The organism is Actinoplanes sp. NPDC049668 (assembly GCF_044465445.1).
Classification (GTDB): domain Bacteria; phylum Actinomycetota; class Actinomycetes; order Mycobacteriales; family Micromonosporaceae; genus Actinoplanes.
This window is the reverse complement of record NZ_JBITLR010000007.1, coordinates 154197-173004: the sequence shown is the minus strand read 5'-3', so window position 1 is coordinate 173004 and position 18808 is coordinate 154197. Positions and strand designations below refer to the sequence as shown.

The window sequence follows — 18808 nt, the reverse complement described above, 5'->3', positions numbered from 1 at the left end:
ATACTCAGCCCGTGAGGGCGACCGCCACCGGCGTCAGCACGCTGGTCTGGTCGCGCTGGCCGTCCTCCTGCGCACCCAGGACCGCGGCCTGGTAGGTCGCCAGGGTGCGCAGCAGCCCGGGCGGGGCGTACCCGCGGCCGGGGTCGCCGAGCAGCACTGTCGCGCCGCGGCCCATGGCGCGGCCGATGAACGGCAGCATCTTGGCCGCGACCTCGGCGTTGTACAGGCAGTCGCCGGCGAGGATCACCTCGGCGTCGCCGCCGTCGCCGTCGGTGAGGTCGTCCGCGATGGTCGCGATCCGCTCGCCGTTGGCGTTGGCGTTCGCCTGGATCGCGGCGATGGCGTACCCGTCGACGTCGTTGGCGGTCACCTCGGCGGCGCCGGCCTGCGCGGCGGCGATGGCGACCAGCCCGGAGCCGGAGGCGAGGTCGAGGACGCGGCGGCCCTCGACGAGCTCCGGGTGGTCCAAGACGTAGCGGGCGAGCGCCTGTCCGCCCGGCCAGGCCGTCGCCCAGTACGGCGCCGGCAGCGGCCCGCCCGCCTCGGTCTCGAGCCGGGCCCAGAGCAGCACGGCGTCCTCGGCGAGGAACAGGTGCACCTCCGGAACCATCGGCACCGGGGTCATCTTCAGGGCGTCCTGCTGCGGCGCCCGCGCGGGGAACGAGGCGTTACGCAGCAGGCGACGCTGCAGGGGGCTGTAGGTCGCGACCGCGTACGGGGCTCCGGAGTACGTCTTCACACCACTCTTTTCTGTCAAGGGAGACGACCGAGGGCCGCGCTTCCCGCTCAACGCGGGAGGCACGGCCCTCGTGACGTACGTCAGATGGGACGGATGTTCGCAGCCTGCAGGCCCTTCTGGCCCTGCTCGACGTCGAACTCAACCCGCTGGTTCTCTTCGAGAGTGCGGTATCCGTCGGAGGCGATGGCGGAGAAGTGCGCGAACACGTCCGGAGCACCACCGTCCTGGGTGATGAAGCCGAAGCCCTTGTCCGCGTTGAACCACTTCACTGTGCCGACAGCCATGACAAGCCCTTTCGCAACCACAAGGAGTTCACACCTCGCGAACTCCATCGCCGCCCGTAAAGATCAGGAAACCGGACTCATACGACAAAAGCCTGACGGGTTTCGGATACCCACCAGGCTCTGGCAAATATGAGAAATCGGAACGACAACCCCTCCAAGCTAGCACGTACCGCGACTGCACGGCGGCGCGTTGCGACCTGACATCGGTGGACAATAATCTTTGAAGTTTCTTGACAGAATTAATAAATATCGACAGACTCCGATCAAGAGAGCGCTCTCCTTCCCCCTGAAGTTCCACCGGTCAGCGGAAGGATCCCCATGTCACACCCCGTCAAGCTGCTCGGTGTCGCCGCCGTCGCGGTGACCACCGTCGGCCTCTTCCCGTTAACAGGTTTCGCCGCGGAGACGCCGGCACCCACCGCACCCGCCGCGGCCGCCCGGTTCGACATGGCGCCCGGCATGGTCGCCGCGATGCGCCGCGACCTGAAGCTCACCGACGACCAGATCGCGGCCCGCCTCGCCACCGAGGCGGCGGCGCCGGTCGTCGAGCGGCGCCTGCGCGCCAAGCTCGGCAAGGCCTTCGCCGGCGCCTGGATCCCGGCCGGCGCCGAGCGGCTCACCGTCGCGGTCACCGACCCCGGGACCGCCGCCGCGGTACGCGCGGAGGGCGCCAACGTCAAGATCGTCGCGCGTGGCGCCGCCGACCTCGCCGCCGCCCGCGCGCGGCTGGACCGCAACGCCGCCGGCGCCAAGGGCACCGCGGTGCGCGGCTGGTACGTGGACGTCGCCGCCAACCGGCTCGTCGTCATGGCCCGGCCCGGCGGCGCCGCCGCCGCGCACCGGTTCGCCGAGGACAGCGGCGCCGGCTCGGTCACCGTCGTCGACGCGCCCGAGGCGCCCCGGCCGATGTACGACATCCGCGGCGGCGACCAGTACGTCATCAACGGCAACACGCTCTGCTCGGTCGGCTTCGCCGTCGCGGGCGGCTTCGTCAGCGCCGGACACTGCGGCGGCGTGAACAGCCCGACCCTGGGCTACAACAACGTCTCGCAGGGCACGTTCGCCGGCTCGTCGTTCCCGGGCAACGACTACTCGTGGATCCGGACGAACGCCAACTGGACGCCCCAGCCGTGGGTGAACAACTACTCGGGCGGCAACGTGACCGTCGCCGGCTCGCAGGACGCCGCCATCGGCAGCTCGGTCTGCCGCTCCGGCCGGACCACCGGCTGGCGCTGCGGCACGATCCTGGGCCGCAACGAGACCATCGTGTACTCCCAAGGCGCCGTCTCCGGCCTGAGCCGCAGCAACGCCTGCGCCGAGCCGGGCGACTCCGGCGGCTCCTGGATCTCCGGCAACCAGGCTCAGGGGGTCACCTCCGGCGGCAGCGGCAACTGCTCGTCCGGCGGCACGATGTGGTTCCAGCCCGTCAACGAGATCCTCGGCGTCTACGGCCTGTCCCTGACCACCAGCGGCGGCGGTGGCGGCGCGACCTCACTGATCAGCAACTGGAACAACAAGTGCATCGACGTGCCGAACTCCAACTTCTCCGACGGCGTGCTGCTGCAGATGTGGGGCTGCAACGGCACCGGCGCGCAGAAGTGGGCGTCCGTGAACGGCACGCTGCTGACGTCGAACAACAAGTGCATGGACGTGCCGTGGGGCTCGACCACCAACGGCACGATCATTCAGATCGTCGGCTGTAACGGGAACCCGGCGCAGCAGTTCGTGCTCTCGGCCGCGGGCGACCTGGTCAACCCGCAGGCGAACAAGTGCCTCGACATCCGGGACTGGAACGGCAACGACGGCGCGCGGATCCAGATCTGGGACTGCGGCGGCACGCTGAACCAGAAGTGGCGGCGCGGCTGACCGAGACCTCATGACGGCCCGCCGATCGCACCGTCCGCGATCGGCGGGCCGCCCTGTGACAGGCGACACCACATTGCGTTCCTGGGAATCACGCGCGCGGCCCTGAACTTGTCGTACCCGTGTCGGACGCTCAACTCGACCGACCCGGACGACGGATGGGACCCACCATGACCCAGGCGCCCGAACGCCCAGAAACACGAGCGGCGCAGACGCCCGGGGAGCGCATGTCCTCCCGCGAGCGGCTGCGGCTCGTGCTGGTGCTCGGTTTCCTCATCGCCCTCGGCCCGCTCACCATCGACATGTACCTGCCGTCCCTGCCGACGATCACGGACGACCTGCACACCACCGCCGCCGCGGTCCAGCTCACCCTCACCGGCACCCTGGCCGGCCTCGCACTCGGCCAGTTGCTGATCGGCCCGGTCTCCGACGCCGTCGGGCGTCGCGCGCCGCTGCTCGCCGGGGTCGCCGTGCACATCGCGGCGTCGATCCTCTGCGTCATCGCGCCGAACCTCGCCGTCCTCGGCACGCTGCGGGTGCTGCAGGGCCTCGGCGCCGCCGCGGCCGCGGTCGTCGCGATGGCCGTCGTCCGGGACCTGTTCACCGGCCTCGCCGCGGCGAAGCTGCTGTCCCGCCTCATGCTCGTCATGGGCGCCGCGCCGATCCTCGCGCCGACGCTCGGCGGCATCACGCTGAACTGGACGTCCTGGCGCGGCGTCTTCGTCGTGCTGGCGCTCTTCGGCATCGCCATCCTCACGGTGACCGCGCTGGGCCTGCCGGAGACGCTGCCGCCCGCGCGGCGGCGCAACGGCGGCGTGGCCGGCACGGTCCGCGACTACGGCCGCCTGCTCGCCGACCGGACCTACGTCGGCCTGATCCTGGTGGCCGGGCTCGCGATGGCCGCCCTGTTCGCCTACGTCTCGGGCTCGTCGTTCGTCTTCCAGGAGCAATACAGCCTCACCGAGCAGCAGTTCGGCTTCGTGTTCGGCGCCGGCGCGGTCGGCCTGATCACGGCGACCCAGCTCAACGTGCGGCTGCTGCGCCGCTGGTCGCCGTCGCAGATCCTGATCTCCGCGCTCGCCGGCGGCGCCGCCGCGGGCCTGGTGCTGCTGCTGGTCGCCGCCACCGGCTTCGGCGGCCTGCCCGCGGTCCTCGTGCCGCTCTGGCTGGTCCTCGCGTCGGCCGGCCTGGCGCTGCCGAACGCGCCGGCGCTCGCGCTCTCCCGGCACGGCGAGGCGGCCGGCACCGCGGCGGCCCTGCTCGGCGCGGTCCAGTTCGGCGTCGGCGCGCTGGCGGCCCCGCTGGTCGGCGTCCTCGGCACCGGCGCGGTCGGCATGGCCCTGGTGATCGCCGGCGGCATGCTCGGCGCGAACGCGGTGCTGCTGCTGATCGTCCGCCCCTGGCGCCTGCCGGTCGAGCACGCCGAGCCCGCGCTGGCCGCGGCGCACTGACGCCCTACGGAGTCGACCCAAAGATCACCCAAAGGCCGGCCGTTAGCGTGCCGACCTAGCTTGCGGTGCCGTGTCTTGCGGCGCCCACCCGATCTGAAGGAGAAACTCCATGAGGCCACGTACGTTCGCCGCCGCCGCGGGCGTGCTCTCGGCGGGGGTCGCGATGGCGTGCCTGGCGACGAACGCGTTCGCCGCCGAGAACAACAGCACCGCCCGGGTCAACGTCTCCCATAACGGCACGCAGCCCGGCGGCGCCGCCGCGGGAGCGGTGAGCGCCGACGGCCGCTTCGTCGCGTTCACCTCGCGGGCGGGGAACCTCGTCGCGGGCGACACCAACCGCGCCGAGGACGTGTTCGTGCGCGACCTGGTCGCCCGCACGACGACCCGGGTCAGCGTCTCCGGCGCCGGCGCGCAGGTCGGCGGCAACAGCTACGCGCCGTCGATCAGCGACGACGGGCGCTACGTCAGCTTCGCGTCGGACGCCGCCGACCTGGTCGCCGGCGACTCCAACGGCCGGCGCGACGTGTTCGTGCGCGACCTGACCGGCGCGACCACCACCCGGGTCAGCCTGGCGCCGTCCGGCGCGCAGGGCACCCGTGACAGCGCGAAGCTGTCCAAGATCAGCGCCGACGGCCGCTACGTGACATTCCAGTCGACCCTGCCCCTCGCCGACGGCGACGAGGCCGGCGGTGCCGAGCGGGAGAACCTGTTCGTCCGCGACCTGACCGCCGGCACCACCGTCCGGGTGAACGTGACCCGCGACGGCCTCCGTGCGGACGTGCCCGACGCCGACTCCTACGAGGACATCGACGGCGGACTCTCGGCCGTGGTCGGCGGCCGTTACGTGACGTTCGAGGCGCTGACGTCGCAGGGCTCCAGCCTGACGGCCGACGTTCACCTGCGCGACCTGGCCACCGGCACCACCACCCCGGTCAGCGTGCACCGGGTCGGCCCGAAGGGCACCCTGCACAGCGTGCACGCCTCGATGAGCGCGGACGGCCGCTACGTGGCGTTCTCCTCGTGGGCCTCGGACCTGGTCGAGGGCGACACCAACCGCCGGGAGGACGTGTTCATCCGCGACCTGTCCGCCGGCACCACCACGCTGGTGAGCGTGTCCGGCGCGGGCGCGCAGGGCGACCTCGCCAGCATCCGGCCGGCGATCAGCCCGGACGGCCGCTACGTCGCCTACCTGTCGTATGCCCGCAACCTGGTCTCGGGCGACACCAACAACGAGCCGGACGTGTTCGTGCGCGACCTGGTCGCCGGCAGCACCACCCGGGTCAGCGTCTCCGACATCGGCGAGCAGGCCGACGGCCTCAGCGCCAACCCGTCGATCAGTTCCTTCGGCCGCCGCGTCACCTTCGAGTCGACGGCCGCCAACCTGGTACCGGGCGACGCCAACGTGTCCCGCGACGTGTTCGTGCACACCCTGGCGGACTGACCGCCGGCTACGAAGGGAAGGGGTGCGGCGGGCGATGCCTTCCGCACCCCGCGCCCCTAGTTGGGCTGGGCGCGGCCCTTCTTCCAGTAGCCCATGAAGGCGACCGCGCGGCGGTCGACGCCGCGCTCGCCGACCAGGTGGCGGCGCAGGGACACCACCGGTCCCGCCTCGCCGGCCAGCCACGCGTAGAAGCCGCCCGCCGTCTCCTCGGGCACGTCCCACACGTCGCCGTCCTCCTGCTCGACGACGTCACCCGGTGCCCCGGCCGGCGCGGCGCGGTCCAGCTGCTCGCGGACCACCGGCTCGAGCCGCTCGCCCCGGCTCCGGACCAGCCAGGTGATCTCCGCCGGGCCGGCGATGGTCAGCCGGTCGTCCGGGAACGGCACCTCGAGGAAGGCGCGCGCCGGGCGGTCCAGGCTCTCCAGGATCGAGGCCGCCGCCGGCAGGGCCGCCTCGTCCGCCGCGAGCAGCAGCCGGTTCGCGCCCGCGGGCGGCCGCCAGGCGACGTCCGTGATCGGGTGGCCCTTCGCGGCGCTGATCATGACGATCCGGTCGCCCACCTTGGCCTGGCTCGCCCAGCGGGAGGCGGGGCTGGCGGTGCCGTGCAGCACGAAGTCCACGTCGATCTCCCACGCCTGCGGCCGGAAGGCCCGCACCGTGTAGACCCGCAGCGGCGCCCACGACGCCGGCGCCCCACTGCGCCAGGCCTCCGTCCAGTCCGTTTCCCGGGCGAACGCCTCGCAGTCGCTGCCCGGCGGCAGGAACAGCAGGCTCATCCGCTGGTCGAGGCCGTGGTAGTCGAAGTCGACCAGCGACTCCCCCGCCAGCGTCACCCGCATGAACGTGGTGCTCAGGCGCACGCAGTTCCTGACCTCCAGCGCGAACGGCACATAGGGCTCGGTTATCGGGCGGGCGGCGGCCTGGGCTGTCGTCGTCATAACCGTCCGTTCGCTGCGGGGACCAAACGCAGCTAAGGCTACCCTTACCTAAGCGGCGGCGCGAGGCGGGTCTTACCCGCGAACAGCGCCCGGGCCCGGGCGACCAGGGCCGGCGAGCCGCACTCCTGCGCCAGCTCGAGGCCGTCGCGCAGCACCCGGCGCGCCTGCGGGCGGCGGCGGGCGGCGTTGAGCAGCGCGCCGAGGTCGACCAGGGCCATCGCCAGTTCGAAGCGCCGCGGCGTGCCGCGCAGCACCCGGATCGACTCCTCGGCCGGGCAGATGCCCTCGGCGCCCCGCACCTGCCCCTGTATGCGCAGCGCGCGGCCCAGGGCGGAGGCGAGCCCGTGCCGGCGGGTCAGCGCCACCTCCTCGGCGACCAGCCGCTCCGCCGCCTCGCCGGCGCCGAGGCCGGCCAGCACCGCCGCGGCGGCCGAGCGCCACGGCAACACCGCCGGATGATCCGAGCGGCGCACCGCGAGGCGCTCGCCGCACCGGTACAGGTCGGCCAGGCCCTCGCCGGGGCGCGCCGCCTCGGCGTGCAGGCGACCGCGGGCGTAGCGCAGCAGCAGGAACTCCGGCTCGTCCGGCAGCACGCCGCCGAAGCCGGACGGGGCGAGCAGGCCGTCGGCGCAGTCGAGGTCGCCGAGGTCGAGCAGCACGGCGATGCGCCGCGACATCAGCAGCGCCGCGGCGGCGCCCGTCGGGTCGCCGCCGGAGACGGCGAACAGCTCCGCGGCGGCCTCCGCGTCCCGGGCGGCCTCGGCCAGCCGGCCCAGGCGCCGGGAGACGGAGCTGCGCTGCGAGTACGCGGTGACGAGCCCGGCCGCCGAGCCGAGCCGCCCGGCCAGGTCGACGGCGAGCGTGCAGCCCGAGTGCGCGGCCGCCAGGTCGTCGGCGTCGGCGAGGCGGCGCAGGGCATGGAGGTACCGCGGCAGGTCGTCGGCGTCGGCCGGCGGGGCCAGCGGCACCGGGCGGCCTTCCGGGAGGGGGGTGATGTCCCGGACGGGGTCCGCCAACCCCGGCCGTTCGTCACTGACGGTCATGCAGCCTGTGTACCCTTCCGGGCGCTCGAGACACCATCGACCGGCGCTCGATTCCTTCGTGGACCCTTAGGTTTTCGTACGGGGGCGGGTTGCACAATGCGTCATGCGTAGTCCGACCCAACGCAACCTCGACATCTGCACTATCGACGGCCTTATCGCACCACAACTGGGTGCGAACGTGGCCGATGCCACCGAATTGTCCGGCGGCGGGTTCGCCGCGGTGTGGCGCGCGACCCTGACCGACGGCCGCGAGGTGGTGGTGAAGGTCGGGCCGCCGCCGTCGGCCCGGCTGCTGCGGTACGAGCGCGGTCTCATCGAGGCCGAGGCGGCCTACTTCCGGCTGGTCCGGTCCGGCGCGCCGGGCGTACCGGTGCCGGAGGTGCTGCACGTCGGCGCGGACTGGATCGTGACGAGCCTGCTGCCGGGCACCGCGCTGACCGGCGTGCCGGACAGCGCCGGCGTGCGCGAGCAGCTCGGCGCCGCGATCGCCGGCCTGCACCGGATCACCGGCCCGCACTTCGGGTACGCCGGCGAGCGGGCCCGCGGCGCCGACTGGCCGGCGGCGTTCGGCGCGATGCTCGACGCCCTGCTGGCCGACGCCGCCGACTGGGCGGTGCCGCTGCCGCCGGGCATCGGCGCCCTAACGGCCCGGCACGCCGGCAACCTGGCGACGGTCACCCGGCCCGCGCTGCTGCACTTCGACCTCTGGGACGGCAACGTGCTGGCCGCCGGCGGCCGGCTCACCGGGCTGGTCGACGGCGAGCGCTACCTCTGGGGCGACCCCCTGCTGGACCTGGTCTCCCCGGCGCTGCGGCGCCGCATCGAGGACGAGCCGGAGCATCCGTTCCTGCGCGGCTACTCCGCCGCGACCGGTCTCGTCCTCGACGACGCCGCACGCACCCGGCTCGCGCTCTACCGGGTGCACCTCTACGTGCTGATGCTGGCCGAGGGCCCGAGCCGAGGCATCCCGGTCGGCGGAGAACGGCACGTCCGCCTGACCGGGCTGCTCGAGGGGGAGCTGAGGGACCTCAGCCGGCGGTGAACGTGTAGCTGCCCGAGGCGAGGGCGTAGGAGGCGACGCCGTTCGCGTACCCCTGCGGCACCGCCTCAGCCGGCGGGGTCACCGCCGCGGCCGAGGAGGCCGGCACCCGTACCGTCGCCGTGGCGTTCGGCGGGACCACGACCCGCAGGGTCAGCGCCGAGCCGGACCGGGTCCACTCCGAGCGCGTCTGGCCGTACGCGGTGATCAGTGACGCGGTCGCGGCCGTGAGCGTGCCGCCGGGTTTCGGGGCGATGAGCACCTGCTTGTAGCCCGGCGAGGCCGGGCCGACGCCGCCGACCGTGCGGTAGAGCCAGTCGCCGACCGAGCCGAGGCCGTAGTGGTTGAACGAGTTCATGCCGACGTCCTGCAGCGTGCCGTCCGTCCTGATCCCGTCCCAGCGCTCCCAGATCGTGGTGGCGCCGCGCGAGTTCATGTAGCCCCAGCCGGGGTAGTCCGGCTGCTGCAGGATCTGGTACGCGGTGGCCGCGTGCCCGTGCTCGGCGAGCACCGGCAGCAGGTTCTCCACGCCCATGAACCCGACGGAGAGATGGCCGTTCCGCGAGGCGACCTTGGCGGCGAGCCGGTCCGCGACCGCCTGGGTGCGGTTCGCCGGCACCAGGCCGAACGCGAGCGCGAGCACGTACCCGGTCTGGCTGTTGCCGGACACGGTTCCGTCGGCGGCGACGAACCTGCCGGTGAAGGCGGCCGCGATCTGGTCCGCGAGGGTGCCGTAGGCGGAGGCCTCGGCGGTGCGCCCGGTCGCCGCGGCCATCCGCGAGAGCAGCCGGGCGGACCAGCCGAAGAACGCCGTGCTGCTCACGTCGTTTGCCGTGTTGTCGTCGACGTTGAGCCAGTCGCCGAACGTCTCGTGGTTGCGGATCAGGTCCGCGCCCGCGGTCGACCGGAGGTAGTCGACGTAGCGGGCCATGGCGGCGAAGTTGCGGTCCGCGACGGACAGGTCGCCGAAGCGCTGCCAGATCGTGTACGGCACGACGACGCCGGCGTCGGCCCAGCCGGCCTTGCCCGCGCCGTCGATGACGGCCGGCGCGACGTCGGTGAACGCGCCGTCGGCGCGCTGCGCGTCCACCAGGTCGTCGGCGAACTTGGCGAGCAGCCCGTGGGTGTCGAAGTTGAACGTCGACGTCGCGCCGAACGCGGCGATGTCGCCGGTCCAGCCGAGCCGCTCGTCGCGCTGCGGGCAGTCGGTCGGTATCGACAGCATGTTCGAGCGCGCGCCCCAGACGATGTTGTGCTGCAGCTGGTTGACCAGCGCGTCGCTGCTGCTGAAGGTGCCGGTCTCGGCGCCGTCGGTCCAGGCCGCGAGCCCGGTGAGGCTGTCCGCGGTCGGCGTGCCCGGGAAGCCGGTCAGCTCGACGTAGCGGTAGCCGTGCACGGTGAAGTGCGGCTCGAAGACCTCCGCCGCGCCGGTGCCGGCCAGCGTGAACGTGTCGGTGGCCTGCGCGGCGCGCAGGTTGGCGGTGTAGAGCGTGCCGTCGGCGTTCAGGATCTCGCCGTGCCGCAGCGTGATCCGGGTGCCGGCCGGCCCGGTCGCCCGCAGCCGGTTCCAGCCCGCGAAGTTCTGCCCCAGGTCGGCGATCCACACGCCCGGCCGCGGCTGCGTGATCGACCTCGGCCGCAGCTCCTGCCGCACGGTGACACCGGGGTCGACCTGCGCGACCAGCCGCGGCTTGGCGGCGGTCCGCACCGTCACGGCCGTGCCGGCCGCGGACGAGATCCGGGCGTCCTGGTCCTCGCCGTGGTACAGGTCGTCGGCGACGATCACGCTGGGCGCCGCGGACCACGATCCATCGGTACGGACGTCCGCGCGCGTGCCGTCGGTGTACTCGATGGACAGCTGCGCGGAGTACCACGGCGAGGTGCCGTACCGCTGGCTGCCGGCGAAGCCGATGTTGCCCGAGTACCAGCCGTTGCCGAGCAGCGCGCCGAGCGTGTTGTCGCCCTGCCGCAGCGCCGCCGTCACGTCGTAGCCGCGGTACTGCAGGCGCTTGGCGTAGTCGGTCCAGCCCGGCGCCAGCCGCTCGGCGCCGACCTTGACGCCGTTGAGGTAGGTGTCGTGCAGGCCGAGCGCGGTCGCGAAGAGCCGGGCCCGGGCGACCGGCTTGCTCACGGCGAAACCCTTGCTCAGGTACGGCGTGGGGTTCGGCACCGCGACCTGGCTGCCCCACGGCCCCGAGCCGTACGCGGCGGTCGCCCGGGCGGCGGGCCAGGCGCCGTCGTCGAAGCCCGGCTGCTGCCAGCCCGCGGGCGCGCTCTGCGCCGACTTCCACGCCGCGCCGGTGGACACCGTGGTGTTCCCGACGGTCAGCTTGGCGATGACGCTCGCCGGGCCGGCGCTGGTGTTCGTGGCGGCGACGGCGATCGTGTTGGCGCCGGCCCGCACCTGCGCGGAGACGTCTACGGTGGTGGCCCGCTTCCAGGCGTCGGCGACCCGCCGCGAGGAGCTGACCCGTGCGCCGTTGAGCCAGACGTCGGCGGTGTCGTCGCCCGTGACGACCAGCGTCGCCTTGCCGGTGGCGGCCAGGTCGAAGGTGCGGCGGAAGAACCGCTCGGCGGCCGGTGCGGTGCTCGCCGGGTCGCCCTCGGGGTACCAGATCCACTCGGCGCCGGTCAGGCTCGCGCCGCCGGGCGCGCCGATGAAGGCGGCCTGCCACTCGGTCGCCGGGTCGAAGTACCCGGTGTCGAAGCGGGCCGACGGGCTCCACGGGCTCGGCCGGCCCTGGGCGTCCCAGACCCGCACCCGCCAGTGGTAGGTCCGGTTGCCGGCCAGCGCGGGCCCGCCGTACGCGACGTCGACGCTGCTCGACGACGCGACCTGGCCGCTGTCCCAGACGTCCGCGCCGCCGGCCGTGCTGCCGACGGTCACCTGGTAGCGGCCCTGCACCTGGCCGTTGGCGGTGGCGACCAGCCGCCAGCCGAAGCGGGGCCGGCGCGCGTCGACGCCGACCGGGTCGGTGCGGCGCTCGGTGGTCAGCCCGGCGGGCGTCACCGGCGAGGCCGCGGCGTTGTCGGCGGCGACGACGGACTGGCCCCACGGCCCGGTGCCGTACGCGCCGAGGTCCGCCGCGGCGACCCAGGACTCGGGCACGGAGTTCGCGGCCTGCCAGGAGCCGTCGGTGACGAGGTCGACGGTGCCGGCCGCGGCGGCGACGCGTACCCGGCCGAGTACGCCGGCGGGGCCGGCGCTGGTGTTGCGCGCCGCGATCTGCAGGGTGTTGGTGCCGGACCGCAGCGCCGCGGCCAGGTCGACGTACCGGGCCTGCTTCCAGGAGTCCGCGGCGCGGGGCGAGCCGGCCAGGTAGGTGCCGTTGAGCCAGACGTCGACGGTGTCGTCGCCGGAGACGACGAGCTGGGCGTCGGCGTACGGGCCGGCGGGCGCGGTGAACGTGCGGCGCAGGTAGCGGGTGGCGGCCGGCGCGCTCTGCGCGGGAGCGCCCTCGGGGTACCAGATCCAGTGCGCGCCGTCGACGGTGACCGGGGTCGTCACCAGGGCCGCGGCCGGAGCCGTCACCGGGGCCGCGCTCGCCGGGGCGCTCACGGTGGCCAGCGCGGTGACGACCGCGGTGGCCAGAGCGACCAGTTTTCGGGCAGGAGGGGGTACGGACGGGGACATGCGGTTCTCCTCGGTGGGGGGAGGTGAACGGGCGGGGATTCCAGATATTTAAACGTTTCAATATCTGGGTCTTATGACTGTAGGACGAACAGCAAGATCTACTCAAGGCCTGCGGGATACGGTGGCCGTTGTGCAGGCACTCGAACTCGCCGGCTACCGCGCCGCGGTGGCCGACATCTACCTGAACGCGACCGGCCTCACCGACTTCCGCGACCGGCGCGACCGCCTCTTCTCCAGCCACCCGCAGTCGCCGATCCCCCGCACCGACGACTTCACGGGCATCCGCTACTTCCCGCCCACCGACGATTTCGTCGCCGACGTGGACCTGCGCGAGGCGCCGGGCGAGCTCGAGATCGACACGGCCGGCCCGGACGGCGTGTGCCGTTACGACCGCGTCGGCATCCTGGACACGCCGTGGGGCGAGCTGTCGCTGTGGTGGCTGGCCGCGTACGGCGGCGGGCTGTTCCTGCCGGTGCGCGACGCGACCTGCGGCGACCTGACCTACGGCGGCGGCCGGTACCTGACCGACACGGTGAAGGGCACCCACGGTCGCGGCGTGCAGCGGCTGTCGCCGACCCGGGTCCGGCTGGACCTCAACTACCTCTACAACCCGAGCTGCGCGTACGACGACCGGTGGCTGTGCCCGCTCGCGCCGCCGGAGAACCGCCTGGACGTACCCGTCCGCGCGGGCGAGCTCCGGTACCGCTGAGGCGTTGCAACGTTCCAGAGCGTCCGATTCGTTCAAGACACCGGGACCCCGGCTTCCTAGCCTGTGCCGATGAGTGAATCTTTCTCCGCCGCGGTGCGATTCCTGCGGTCCGAGGCGCGCCTGCTGGAGCAGCGCCTCTTCGCGACGCTGTTCCTCGGCGAGCCGGCGGCCGGCGTGGTCGCCGTCCTGCGCGGCTACCAGAACGACGACGGCGGCTTCGGGCACGGGCTCGAGCCGGACAAGCGCTGCCCGGCCAGCCTGCCGATCGACGTCGAGATCGCGCTGCAGGCGTACGCGTCGGCCGGCGCCGACGACCCGGAGCTGCTGCGCCGGGCCTGCGACTTCCTGGGCCGCGAGTCCGTCGGCGGCGCCGTCTCGCTGGCCTCCGCCGTCATCGAGGCGTATCCACGCGCCGAGCACTGGTCGGACTGGACCTACGCGCCGGGGCTGAACCCGACCGCCGGGCTGGCCGGGCTGCTGCACCGGATCGGCTTCGCGCACCCGTGGCGCGACGAGGCCACCCGATACTGCTGGCGCGCCCTCGAATCGGGCGACCTGCCGGACGAGGTGCACGCGCTCTCCGAGGTGCTGGCCTTCCTGGAGCAGGTCGACGACGCCGACCGCGCCGAGCGGCACGCGGCCGCGGTGGTCGAGCGGCTGACCGCCTCGACGATGTTCCACCTGGATCCCGCCGCCGAGGGCTACGGGCTGACGCCGCTGACCGTCGCGCCGTTCGCGGACTCGCGCTGGCGCTCGCTGTTCACCCACGAGCAGATCGACGGGCACCTCGACCACCTGGCCGCCGCGCAGCAGCCGGACGGCGGCTGGCCGATCACCTGGGAACCGCCGAGCGCCGCCTCCCGCCTCGAGTGGCGCGGCATCGTCACCCTCGGGGCGCTGCGGACCCTCACCTCGTACGGGCGCCTGGCACCATCGACGGATGCGCGCGGTGATCTACGAACGGTTCGGTGAACTGCCCGGCGTCCGCGAGGTGCCCGACCCGGAACCGCCGGAGGGTGGCGTCGTGGTCGCCGTCCGGGCGACCGGGCTGTGCCGCAGCGACTGGCACGGCTGGCGCGGACACGACCCCGACATCCGCCTGCCGCACGTGCCGGGCCACGAGTTCGCCGGGGTGATCGCCGCGGTCGGACCCGGCGTCGAGGGCTGGCGGCCGGGCGACCGGGTGACCGCGCCGTTCATCTGCGCCTGCGGCACGTGCCCGGCCTGCCGCGCCGGCGACCAGCAGGTGTGCCACCGGCAGCGGCAGCCGGGCTTCACCGACTGGGGCTCGTTCGCCGACCTCGTCGTGGTGCCGCACGCCATGACCAACCTGGTCCGCCTGCCCGACGGGGTGGGCTTCGCGGCGGCGGCCGTCCTGGGCTGCCGGTTCGCCACGTCGTTCCGGGCGGTGGTGCACCAGGGCCGGGTCCGGGCCGGCGAGTGGGTCGCGGTGCACGGCTGCGGCGGGGTCGGCCTGTCCGCGGTGATGATCGCGGCCGCGGCGGGCGCCCGGGTGATCGCGGTCGACGTGTCCGCCGCGGCGCTCGACCTGGCCGGGGCGTGCGGCGCCGAGGTGACGCTCGACGCCGCGCGGGTCGCCGAGATCGCCGCGCTCACCGGCGGCGGCGCGCACGTCTCCCTCGACGCGCTGGGCAGCCAGGCCACGCTGACCGCGTCGATCGAGGCGCTGCGGCGGCGCGGCCGGCACGTCCAGGTCGGGCTGCTGCCAGCCGCGTCCGGGCGCCCGAGCTTGCCGATGGATCTGGTGGTGGCGCACGAGCTGGAGATCCTGGGCAGCCACGGCATGCCGGCGCACGCGTACGCCGGGCTGCTGCCGCTGGTGGAGTCCGGCCGGCTGCGGCCCGCGGAGCTGATCACCGGGGAGATCGGCCTGGCGGCCGCGCCGGCGGCACTGGCCGCGATGGACGTTCCGGCGACGCCTGGCGTCCGGGTCGTCGTGCCCTAGGGGTGTCTCGCGGATCATGGCTCCGCCGCGGGCCGTCAGGATCCGCGAGACACCCCTAGTACTTTGGGCCGATCTGGCGGGACCGGCGCCCTCGTACCATCAACGGGTGCACGAAGTTCTGCGGTCTGTGTGGGACGAACCCGCTCCCCCGCACCCGCCGGCGCGGGTCTGGCGGGACTGGGCGCTCGTCGGCGTGCTGGTGCCCCTCGCGGTGATCGAGGGCGTGTTCCGGCCCGGCCTGCCGTGGCGGGCGGTGTCGGTGGTGATCATCGTGGCCGTGCTGCCGACCCTGCTGTGGCGGCGGACCCGGCCGCTGCCGATGCTCGCGATCGCGTTCGGCGTCACCACGCTCGCGCCGCTGGCGATGCGCGGCACCGAGCTCGAGAACATCACCGGCGCCTTCGTCGTGATCCTGGTCTACGCCCTGGTCCGGTGGGGGTCCGGGCGCGCGATCGTGCTCGGCCTGGCCATCGTGTTCGGCAAGATCGTCGGCGCCGCGGTCGTCGAGCAGATCGGCCCGGGTGACCTGTTCGCCGGGTTGGTGGTGATGTCGGCGGCGATCACGCCGGGCCTCGCCCTGCGCTACCGGGCCGGCGCCCGGCTCCGCGAGCTCGAACGGGTCAAGCTGCTCGAACGCGAGCGGCTGGCCCGGGACCTGCACGACACCGTCGCGCACCACGTGTCGGCGATGGCGATCCGCGCGCAGGCCGGCCTCGCCACCGCCGCGTCGCATCCGGACGCCGCGACCGACGCGCTGCGGGTGATCGAGGCCGAGGCGTCCCGGGCCCTCGCCGAGATGCGCGGCATGGTCCGGATCCTGCGCCGCGACGAGCCGGCCGAGCTCGAGCCCAGCCCGCGCATCGCCGATCTCGAGAGGCTCGCCGGCCGGCACCGCGGCGGCCCGGCCGTCGACGTCGGCATCGCCGGCGACCTCGACGACGTCTCCCCGGCGGTCGGCTCCGCGATCTTCCGGCTCGCGCAGGAGTCGGTCACCAACGCCCGGCGGCACGCCCGGCACGCGACCCGGATCCAGGTCCGCGTCTCGGCGGACCCCGATTCGGTACGCCTGCAGGTCAGCGACGACGGCGAGCCCGGCACCGGCACCCCGGGCGCCGCCGGGTACGGGCTGATCGGCATGAGCGAGCGCGCCGGCCTGCTCGGCGGCACCTGCGAGGCCGGCCCCGCACCCGGCCGCGGCTGGACGGTCACCGCGGTGCTACCGCGCGCCGGGGGCACGGCATGACCGACCGCACCGAGCGCAGCGAGGGCCAGGAGGGCAGGCCAAAGGTGGGCACAGCGTGAGCGTGCGGGTGGTGGTCGCCGACGATCAGGAGATCGTCCGCACCGGACTCACGATGATCCTCAACTCGCAGCCGGACATCCAGGTCGTCGGCGAGGCCGCCAACGGGCACCGCGCCGTCGAGCTGGCCCGGCGCCTGCGCCCCGACGTCTGCCTCTTCGACATCCGGATGCCCGGCCTGGACGGCATCGAGGCCACCCGCGCGCTGGCCGGGCCCGAGGTGCCGGACCCGATCGCCGTCGTGGTCATCACGACCTTCGACCTGGACGAGTACGTCTACGCCGCGCTGCGCGCCGGCGCCCGCGGCTTCCTGCTCAAGGACGCCGGCACCGCCATGCTGGCCCAGGCCGTGCACGCCGCCGCCGTCGGTGACGCCCTCATCGCGCCGAGCGTCACCGCGCGGCTGCTGCGGACCTTCGCCGCGGGCGGCCCGGCCGGCACGGCGCAGCCCGCCGATTCGCTGACCGACCGCGAGGAGCAGGTGCTCGCCGCGGTGGCGAGCGGGCGGACCAACGGCGAGATCGCCGCGGAGCTCTTCATCACGCTCAGCACGGTGAAGACGCACATCACCAGCCTGATGACGAAGATCCCGGCGCGCAACCGCGTCGAGATCGCCATGTGGGCCTACGAGACGAACCGCGTCCGGCGCTGAGCCACGCCGAAAGTACGGTCCGCGCGCCGTACCGCGGTACGAGCCGGTCGCGGCCTGATTTCCGATGAGCCGGCACCTACCCGATCGGCACGATCGAGGCCATGAGGATCTCCCCGACCTGGACCGCCCGGCTCGCGACCGCGGGCCTGCTCCTGCTCAGCGCGGTGCCGGTGGTGGCCGGCGCGTTCCGCGTGACGACCCTGGCCGCCGGCGCGGAGACCACGCCGGAGAACGCGCGCTTCGTCGAGGTGCCCGCGCCCGTGGTGGTGCACATCATCGGCGCGACCCTGTTCTGCGTCCTCGGCGCCTTCCAGTTCCACCCCGGCCTCCGGCGCCGCCGGCCCCGCTGGCACCGCGCGTCGGGCCGGATCCTGGTCCCGTGCGGAGTCGCGGCGGCGCTCTCGGGTATCTGGATGACGCTCTTCTACCAGCTGCCCGAGCACGACGGGACGCGCTTCGGCGTCCTGGGCGTCATGCGGCTCGTCCTCGGCGCGTTCATGGCCGTGGCGATCCTCGTCAGCTTCCGGGCGATCCTGCGCCGCGACATCGCCCGGCACCGGACCTGGATGATCCGCGGCTACGCGATCGGCATGGGCGCGGGCACCCAGGTGCTGACCGTCGGGCCGTCGATGGCACTGGCCACCCCGCCCGGTCCGCTGGGCCACGCGATGCTGATGGGCGCCGGCTGGCTGATCAACATCGCGGTGGCCGAGTGGATCATCCGGCGCCCGGAGGCCCGGCGCCGGGCCCGCGCGTCAGCGGCTCAGCGCCGGGCCAGCGGGGTCCAGTCCGGTGCGATCAGCGACCAGACCTCGGTGTCGTAGCGGACGCCCTTGTAGAGGTACTCGCCGCGCAGCACGCCGTCGACCCGCATGCCGAGCCGCCGGGCCACGTTGGAGCTCGCCGTGTTGTCCGGGCGGCAGTGCCACTGCACCCGGTAGATGCCGCGGTCCACGATCGCCCAGTCGATCAGGCGGGCCACCGCCTTGGTGATCAGGCCGCGGCCGGTGCCGGCCGGCTCCAGCCAGCAGCCGATCTCGCAGTTGCCGTCCTTGACGTTGAAGTCGACGAACATGGTGCCGCCGACCAGCGTGCCGTCGAGCCAGATGCCGTACAGCCGGCCGGCGTCGCGGGCCATCATGTCGGCGTAGCGCTGCAGCGTCGCCGACGCGGTGGTCAGGTCGGTGCTCACGCCCGCCCACGGGATCCACGGGTCGACGCTCGCTCGCGCGCGGTCCATGTGTGCGAGAAACTCGGGAACCTGCCAGGGCTCCAGCGGCCGCAGCTCGGCGCCGTCACCAAGATCAATCGCGAACATGCCGGGCAGCCTACCCAGGATCGCCCGCCGGGGAGGCACCCTCGGCCCCGCAGTCAGGCGAACTTGCAGCCATCACTCAGCCAATTCACAACGGCAGGCCGCATAGTGGGAAGCACCCCGTTCGACTCTGGAGGTCTTGATGGGTCTGGTCCTGGCCGTCGTGAGCCTGGTGCTGCTGCTGGTGCAGGTGCTGCTGATCGCCCGCGCGGTGCTCGACTGGAGCGTGGCGCTCGCCGGACCCCCCTCGTACGGCTCGGTCCGGTCCCGGCTGACGGCCGGCGCGCACGCGGTCACCGAACCGCTGCTCGCACCGGTCCGCCGGGTCCTGCCCCCGCTGCGCCTCGGCGGCGTCGCCATCGACCTGGCCTTCATCGTGGTGTTCCTGGCGATCGTGATCATCCGCTCGATCATCACCTGACCGCGGCGGCGGG

17 protein-coding genes are annotated in these 18808 nt (G+C 73.6%); 11 read left to right on the top strand and 6 right to left on the bottom strand.

Features of this window, described 5'->3' with window-relative positions; translation table 11 throughout:
- Positions 1 to 4 precede the first annotated feature (4 nt).
- Positions 5 to 739, bottom strand: a complete 735-nt coding sequence (locus tag ACIBSW_RS28960; RefSeq protein ID WP_354730490.1) for a 50S ribosomal protein L11 methyltransferase — start codon at positions 737 to 739, stop codon at positions 5 to 7.
- Positions 740 to 819: 80 nt separating this feature from the next.
- The gene (locus ACIBSW_RS28955) at positions 820 to 1023 is read right to left on the bottom strand and encodes a cold-shock protein (RefSeq protein ID WP_184990906.1); all 204 of its coding nucleotides are present in this window, start codon (positions 1021 to 1023) and stop codon (positions 820 to 822) included.
- A 318-nt stretch (positions 1024 to 1341) separates the two neighbouring features.
- Here ACIBSW_RS28955 and ACIBSW_RS28950 point away from each other — a divergent pair, with 318 nt between their 5' ends.
- The 3 genes from ACIBSW_RS28950 to ACIBSW_RS28940 all read left to right on the top strand — a co-directional run bounded on the left by ACIBSW_RS28950 (position 1342) and on the right by ACIBSW_RS28940 (position 5778).
- Complete coding sequence (locus ACIBSW_RS28950; RefSeq protein WP_404799490.1) at positions 1342 to 2889, top strand: ricin-type beta-trefoil lectin domain protein; 1548 nt, start codon at positions 1342 to 1344, stop codon at positions 2887 to 2889.
- Positions 2890 to 3113: 224 nt separating this feature from the next.
- Positions 3114 to 4337 (top strand): multidrug effflux MFS transporter, encoded by a 1224-nt coding sequence (locus tag ACIBSW_RS28945; RefSeq protein WP_354718710.1) that lies wholly within the window; start codon positions 3114 to 3116, stop codon positions 4335 to 4337.
- A 109-nt stretch (positions 4338 to 4446) separates the two neighbouring features.
- The gene (locus ACIBSW_RS28940) at positions 4447 to 5778 is read left to right on the top strand and encodes a hypothetical protein (RefSeq protein ID WP_354718712.1); all 1332 of its coding nucleotides are present in this window, start codon (positions 4447 to 4449) and stop codon (positions 5776 to 5778) included.
- Positions 5779 to 5834: 56 nt separating this feature from the next.
- On the opposite strand, the gene ACIBSW_RS28935 is transcribed toward ACIBSW_RS28940, so the two are convergent.
- Both ACIBSW_RS28935 and ACIBSW_RS28930 read right to left on the bottom strand, forming a co-directional pair.
- A complete protein-coding gene (locus ACIBSW_RS28935) occupies positions 5835 to 6716 on the bottom strand; it encodes a siderophore-interacting protein (RefSeq protein ID WP_354718714.1) in 882 nt (293 codons plus the stop codon).
- A 44-nt stretch (positions 6717 to 6760) separates the two neighbouring features.
- Entirely contained in the window at positions 6761 to 7759 is a 999-nt protein-coding gene (locus tag ACIBSW_RS28930) for a hypothetical protein (protein ID WP_354718716.1), read from the bottom strand.
- Positions 7760 to 7937: 178 nt separating this feature from the next.
- Here ACIBSW_RS28930 and ACIBSW_RS28925 point away from each other — a divergent pair, with 178 nt between their 5' ends.
- A complete protein-coding gene (locus tag ACIBSW_RS28925) occupies positions 7938 to 8801 on the top strand; it encodes an aminoglycoside phosphotransferase family protein (protein WP_354718718.1) in 864 nt (287 codons plus the stop codon).
- Here ACIBSW_RS28925 and ACIBSW_RS28920 read toward each other — a convergent pair.
- The gene (locus tag ACIBSW_RS28920) at positions 8788 to 12432 is read right to left on the bottom strand and encodes a family 78 glycoside hydrolase catalytic domain (protein WP_354718720.1); all 3645 of its coding nucleotides are present in this window, start codon (positions 12430 to 12432) and stop codon (positions 8788 to 8790) included. The genes ACIBSW_RS28925 and ACIBSW_RS28920 overlap by 14 nt on opposite strands.
- Positions 12433 to 12562: 130 nt before the next feature.
- On the opposite strand from ACIBSW_RS28920, the gene ACIBSW_RS28915 reads away from it, so the two are divergent.
- The 6 genes from ACIBSW_RS28915 (at position 12563) to ACIBSW_RS28890 (ending at position 17883) form a co-directional block, all read left to right on the top strand.
- A complete protein-coding gene (locus ACIBSW_RS28915) occupies positions 12563 to 13141 on the top strand; it encodes a DUF1684 domain-containing protein (RefSeq protein ID WP_354718722.1) in 579 nt (192 codons plus the stop codon).
- 69 nt (positions 13142 to 13210) lie between these two features.
- Positions 13211 to 14113 carry a hypothetical protein gene (locus ACIBSW_RS28910; protein WP_354718724.1) on the top strand — a complete coding sequence of 301 codons (903 nt, stop codon included), beginning with the start codon at positions 13211 to 13213 and terminating at the stop codon, positions 14111 to 14113.
- Positions 14082 to 15107: a zinc-dependent alcohol dehydrogenase family protein gene (locus ACIBSW_RS28905; RefSeq protein WP_354718725.1), complete on the top strand. Its 1026-nt coding sequence runs from the start codon at positions 14082 to 14084 to the stop codon at positions 15105 to 15107. Before ACIBSW_RS28910 ends, ACIBSW_RS28905 begins: the two co-directional genes overlap by 32 nt.
- 106 nt (positions 15108 to 15213) lie before the next feature.
- Positions 15214 to 16350: a sensor histidine kinase gene (locus tag ACIBSW_RS28900; RefSeq protein WP_354718727.1), complete on the top strand. Its 1137-nt coding sequence runs from the start codon at positions 15214 to 15216 to the stop codon at positions 16348 to 16350.
- A 55-nt stretch (positions 16351 to 16405) separates the two neighbouring features.
- Positions 16406 to 17059 (top strand): response regulator transcription factor, encoded by a 654-nt coding sequence (locus tag ACIBSW_RS28895; protein ID WP_354718729.1) that lies wholly within the window; start codon positions 16406 to 16408, stop codon positions 17057 to 17059.
- Positions 17060 to 17160: 101 nt separating this feature from the next.
- Entirely contained in the window at positions 17161 to 17883 is a 723-nt protein-coding gene (locus ACIBSW_RS28890) for a DUF2306 domain-containing protein (RefSeq protein WP_354718730.1), read from the top strand.
- Here ACIBSW_RS28890 and ACIBSW_RS28885 read toward each other — a convergent pair.
- A complete protein-coding gene (locus ACIBSW_RS28885; protein WP_354718732.1) occupies positions 17823 to 18377 on the bottom strand; it encodes a GNAT family protein in 555 nt (184 codons plus the stop codon). The two genes, ACIBSW_RS28890 and ACIBSW_RS28885, sit on opposite strands and share 61 nt — an antisense overlap.
- 139 nt (positions 18378 to 18516) lie before the next feature.
- On the opposite strand from ACIBSW_RS28885, the gene ACIBSW_RS28880 reads away from it, so the two are divergent.
- Positions 18517 to 18795 carry a YggT family protein gene (locus ACIBSW_RS28880; RefSeq protein ID WP_354718733.1) on the top strand — a complete coding sequence of 93 codons (279 nt, stop codon included), beginning with the start codon at positions 18517 to 18519 and terminating at the stop codon, positions 18793 to 18795.
- The last annotated feature ends 13 nt before the right edge of the window (positions 18796 to 18808 follow it).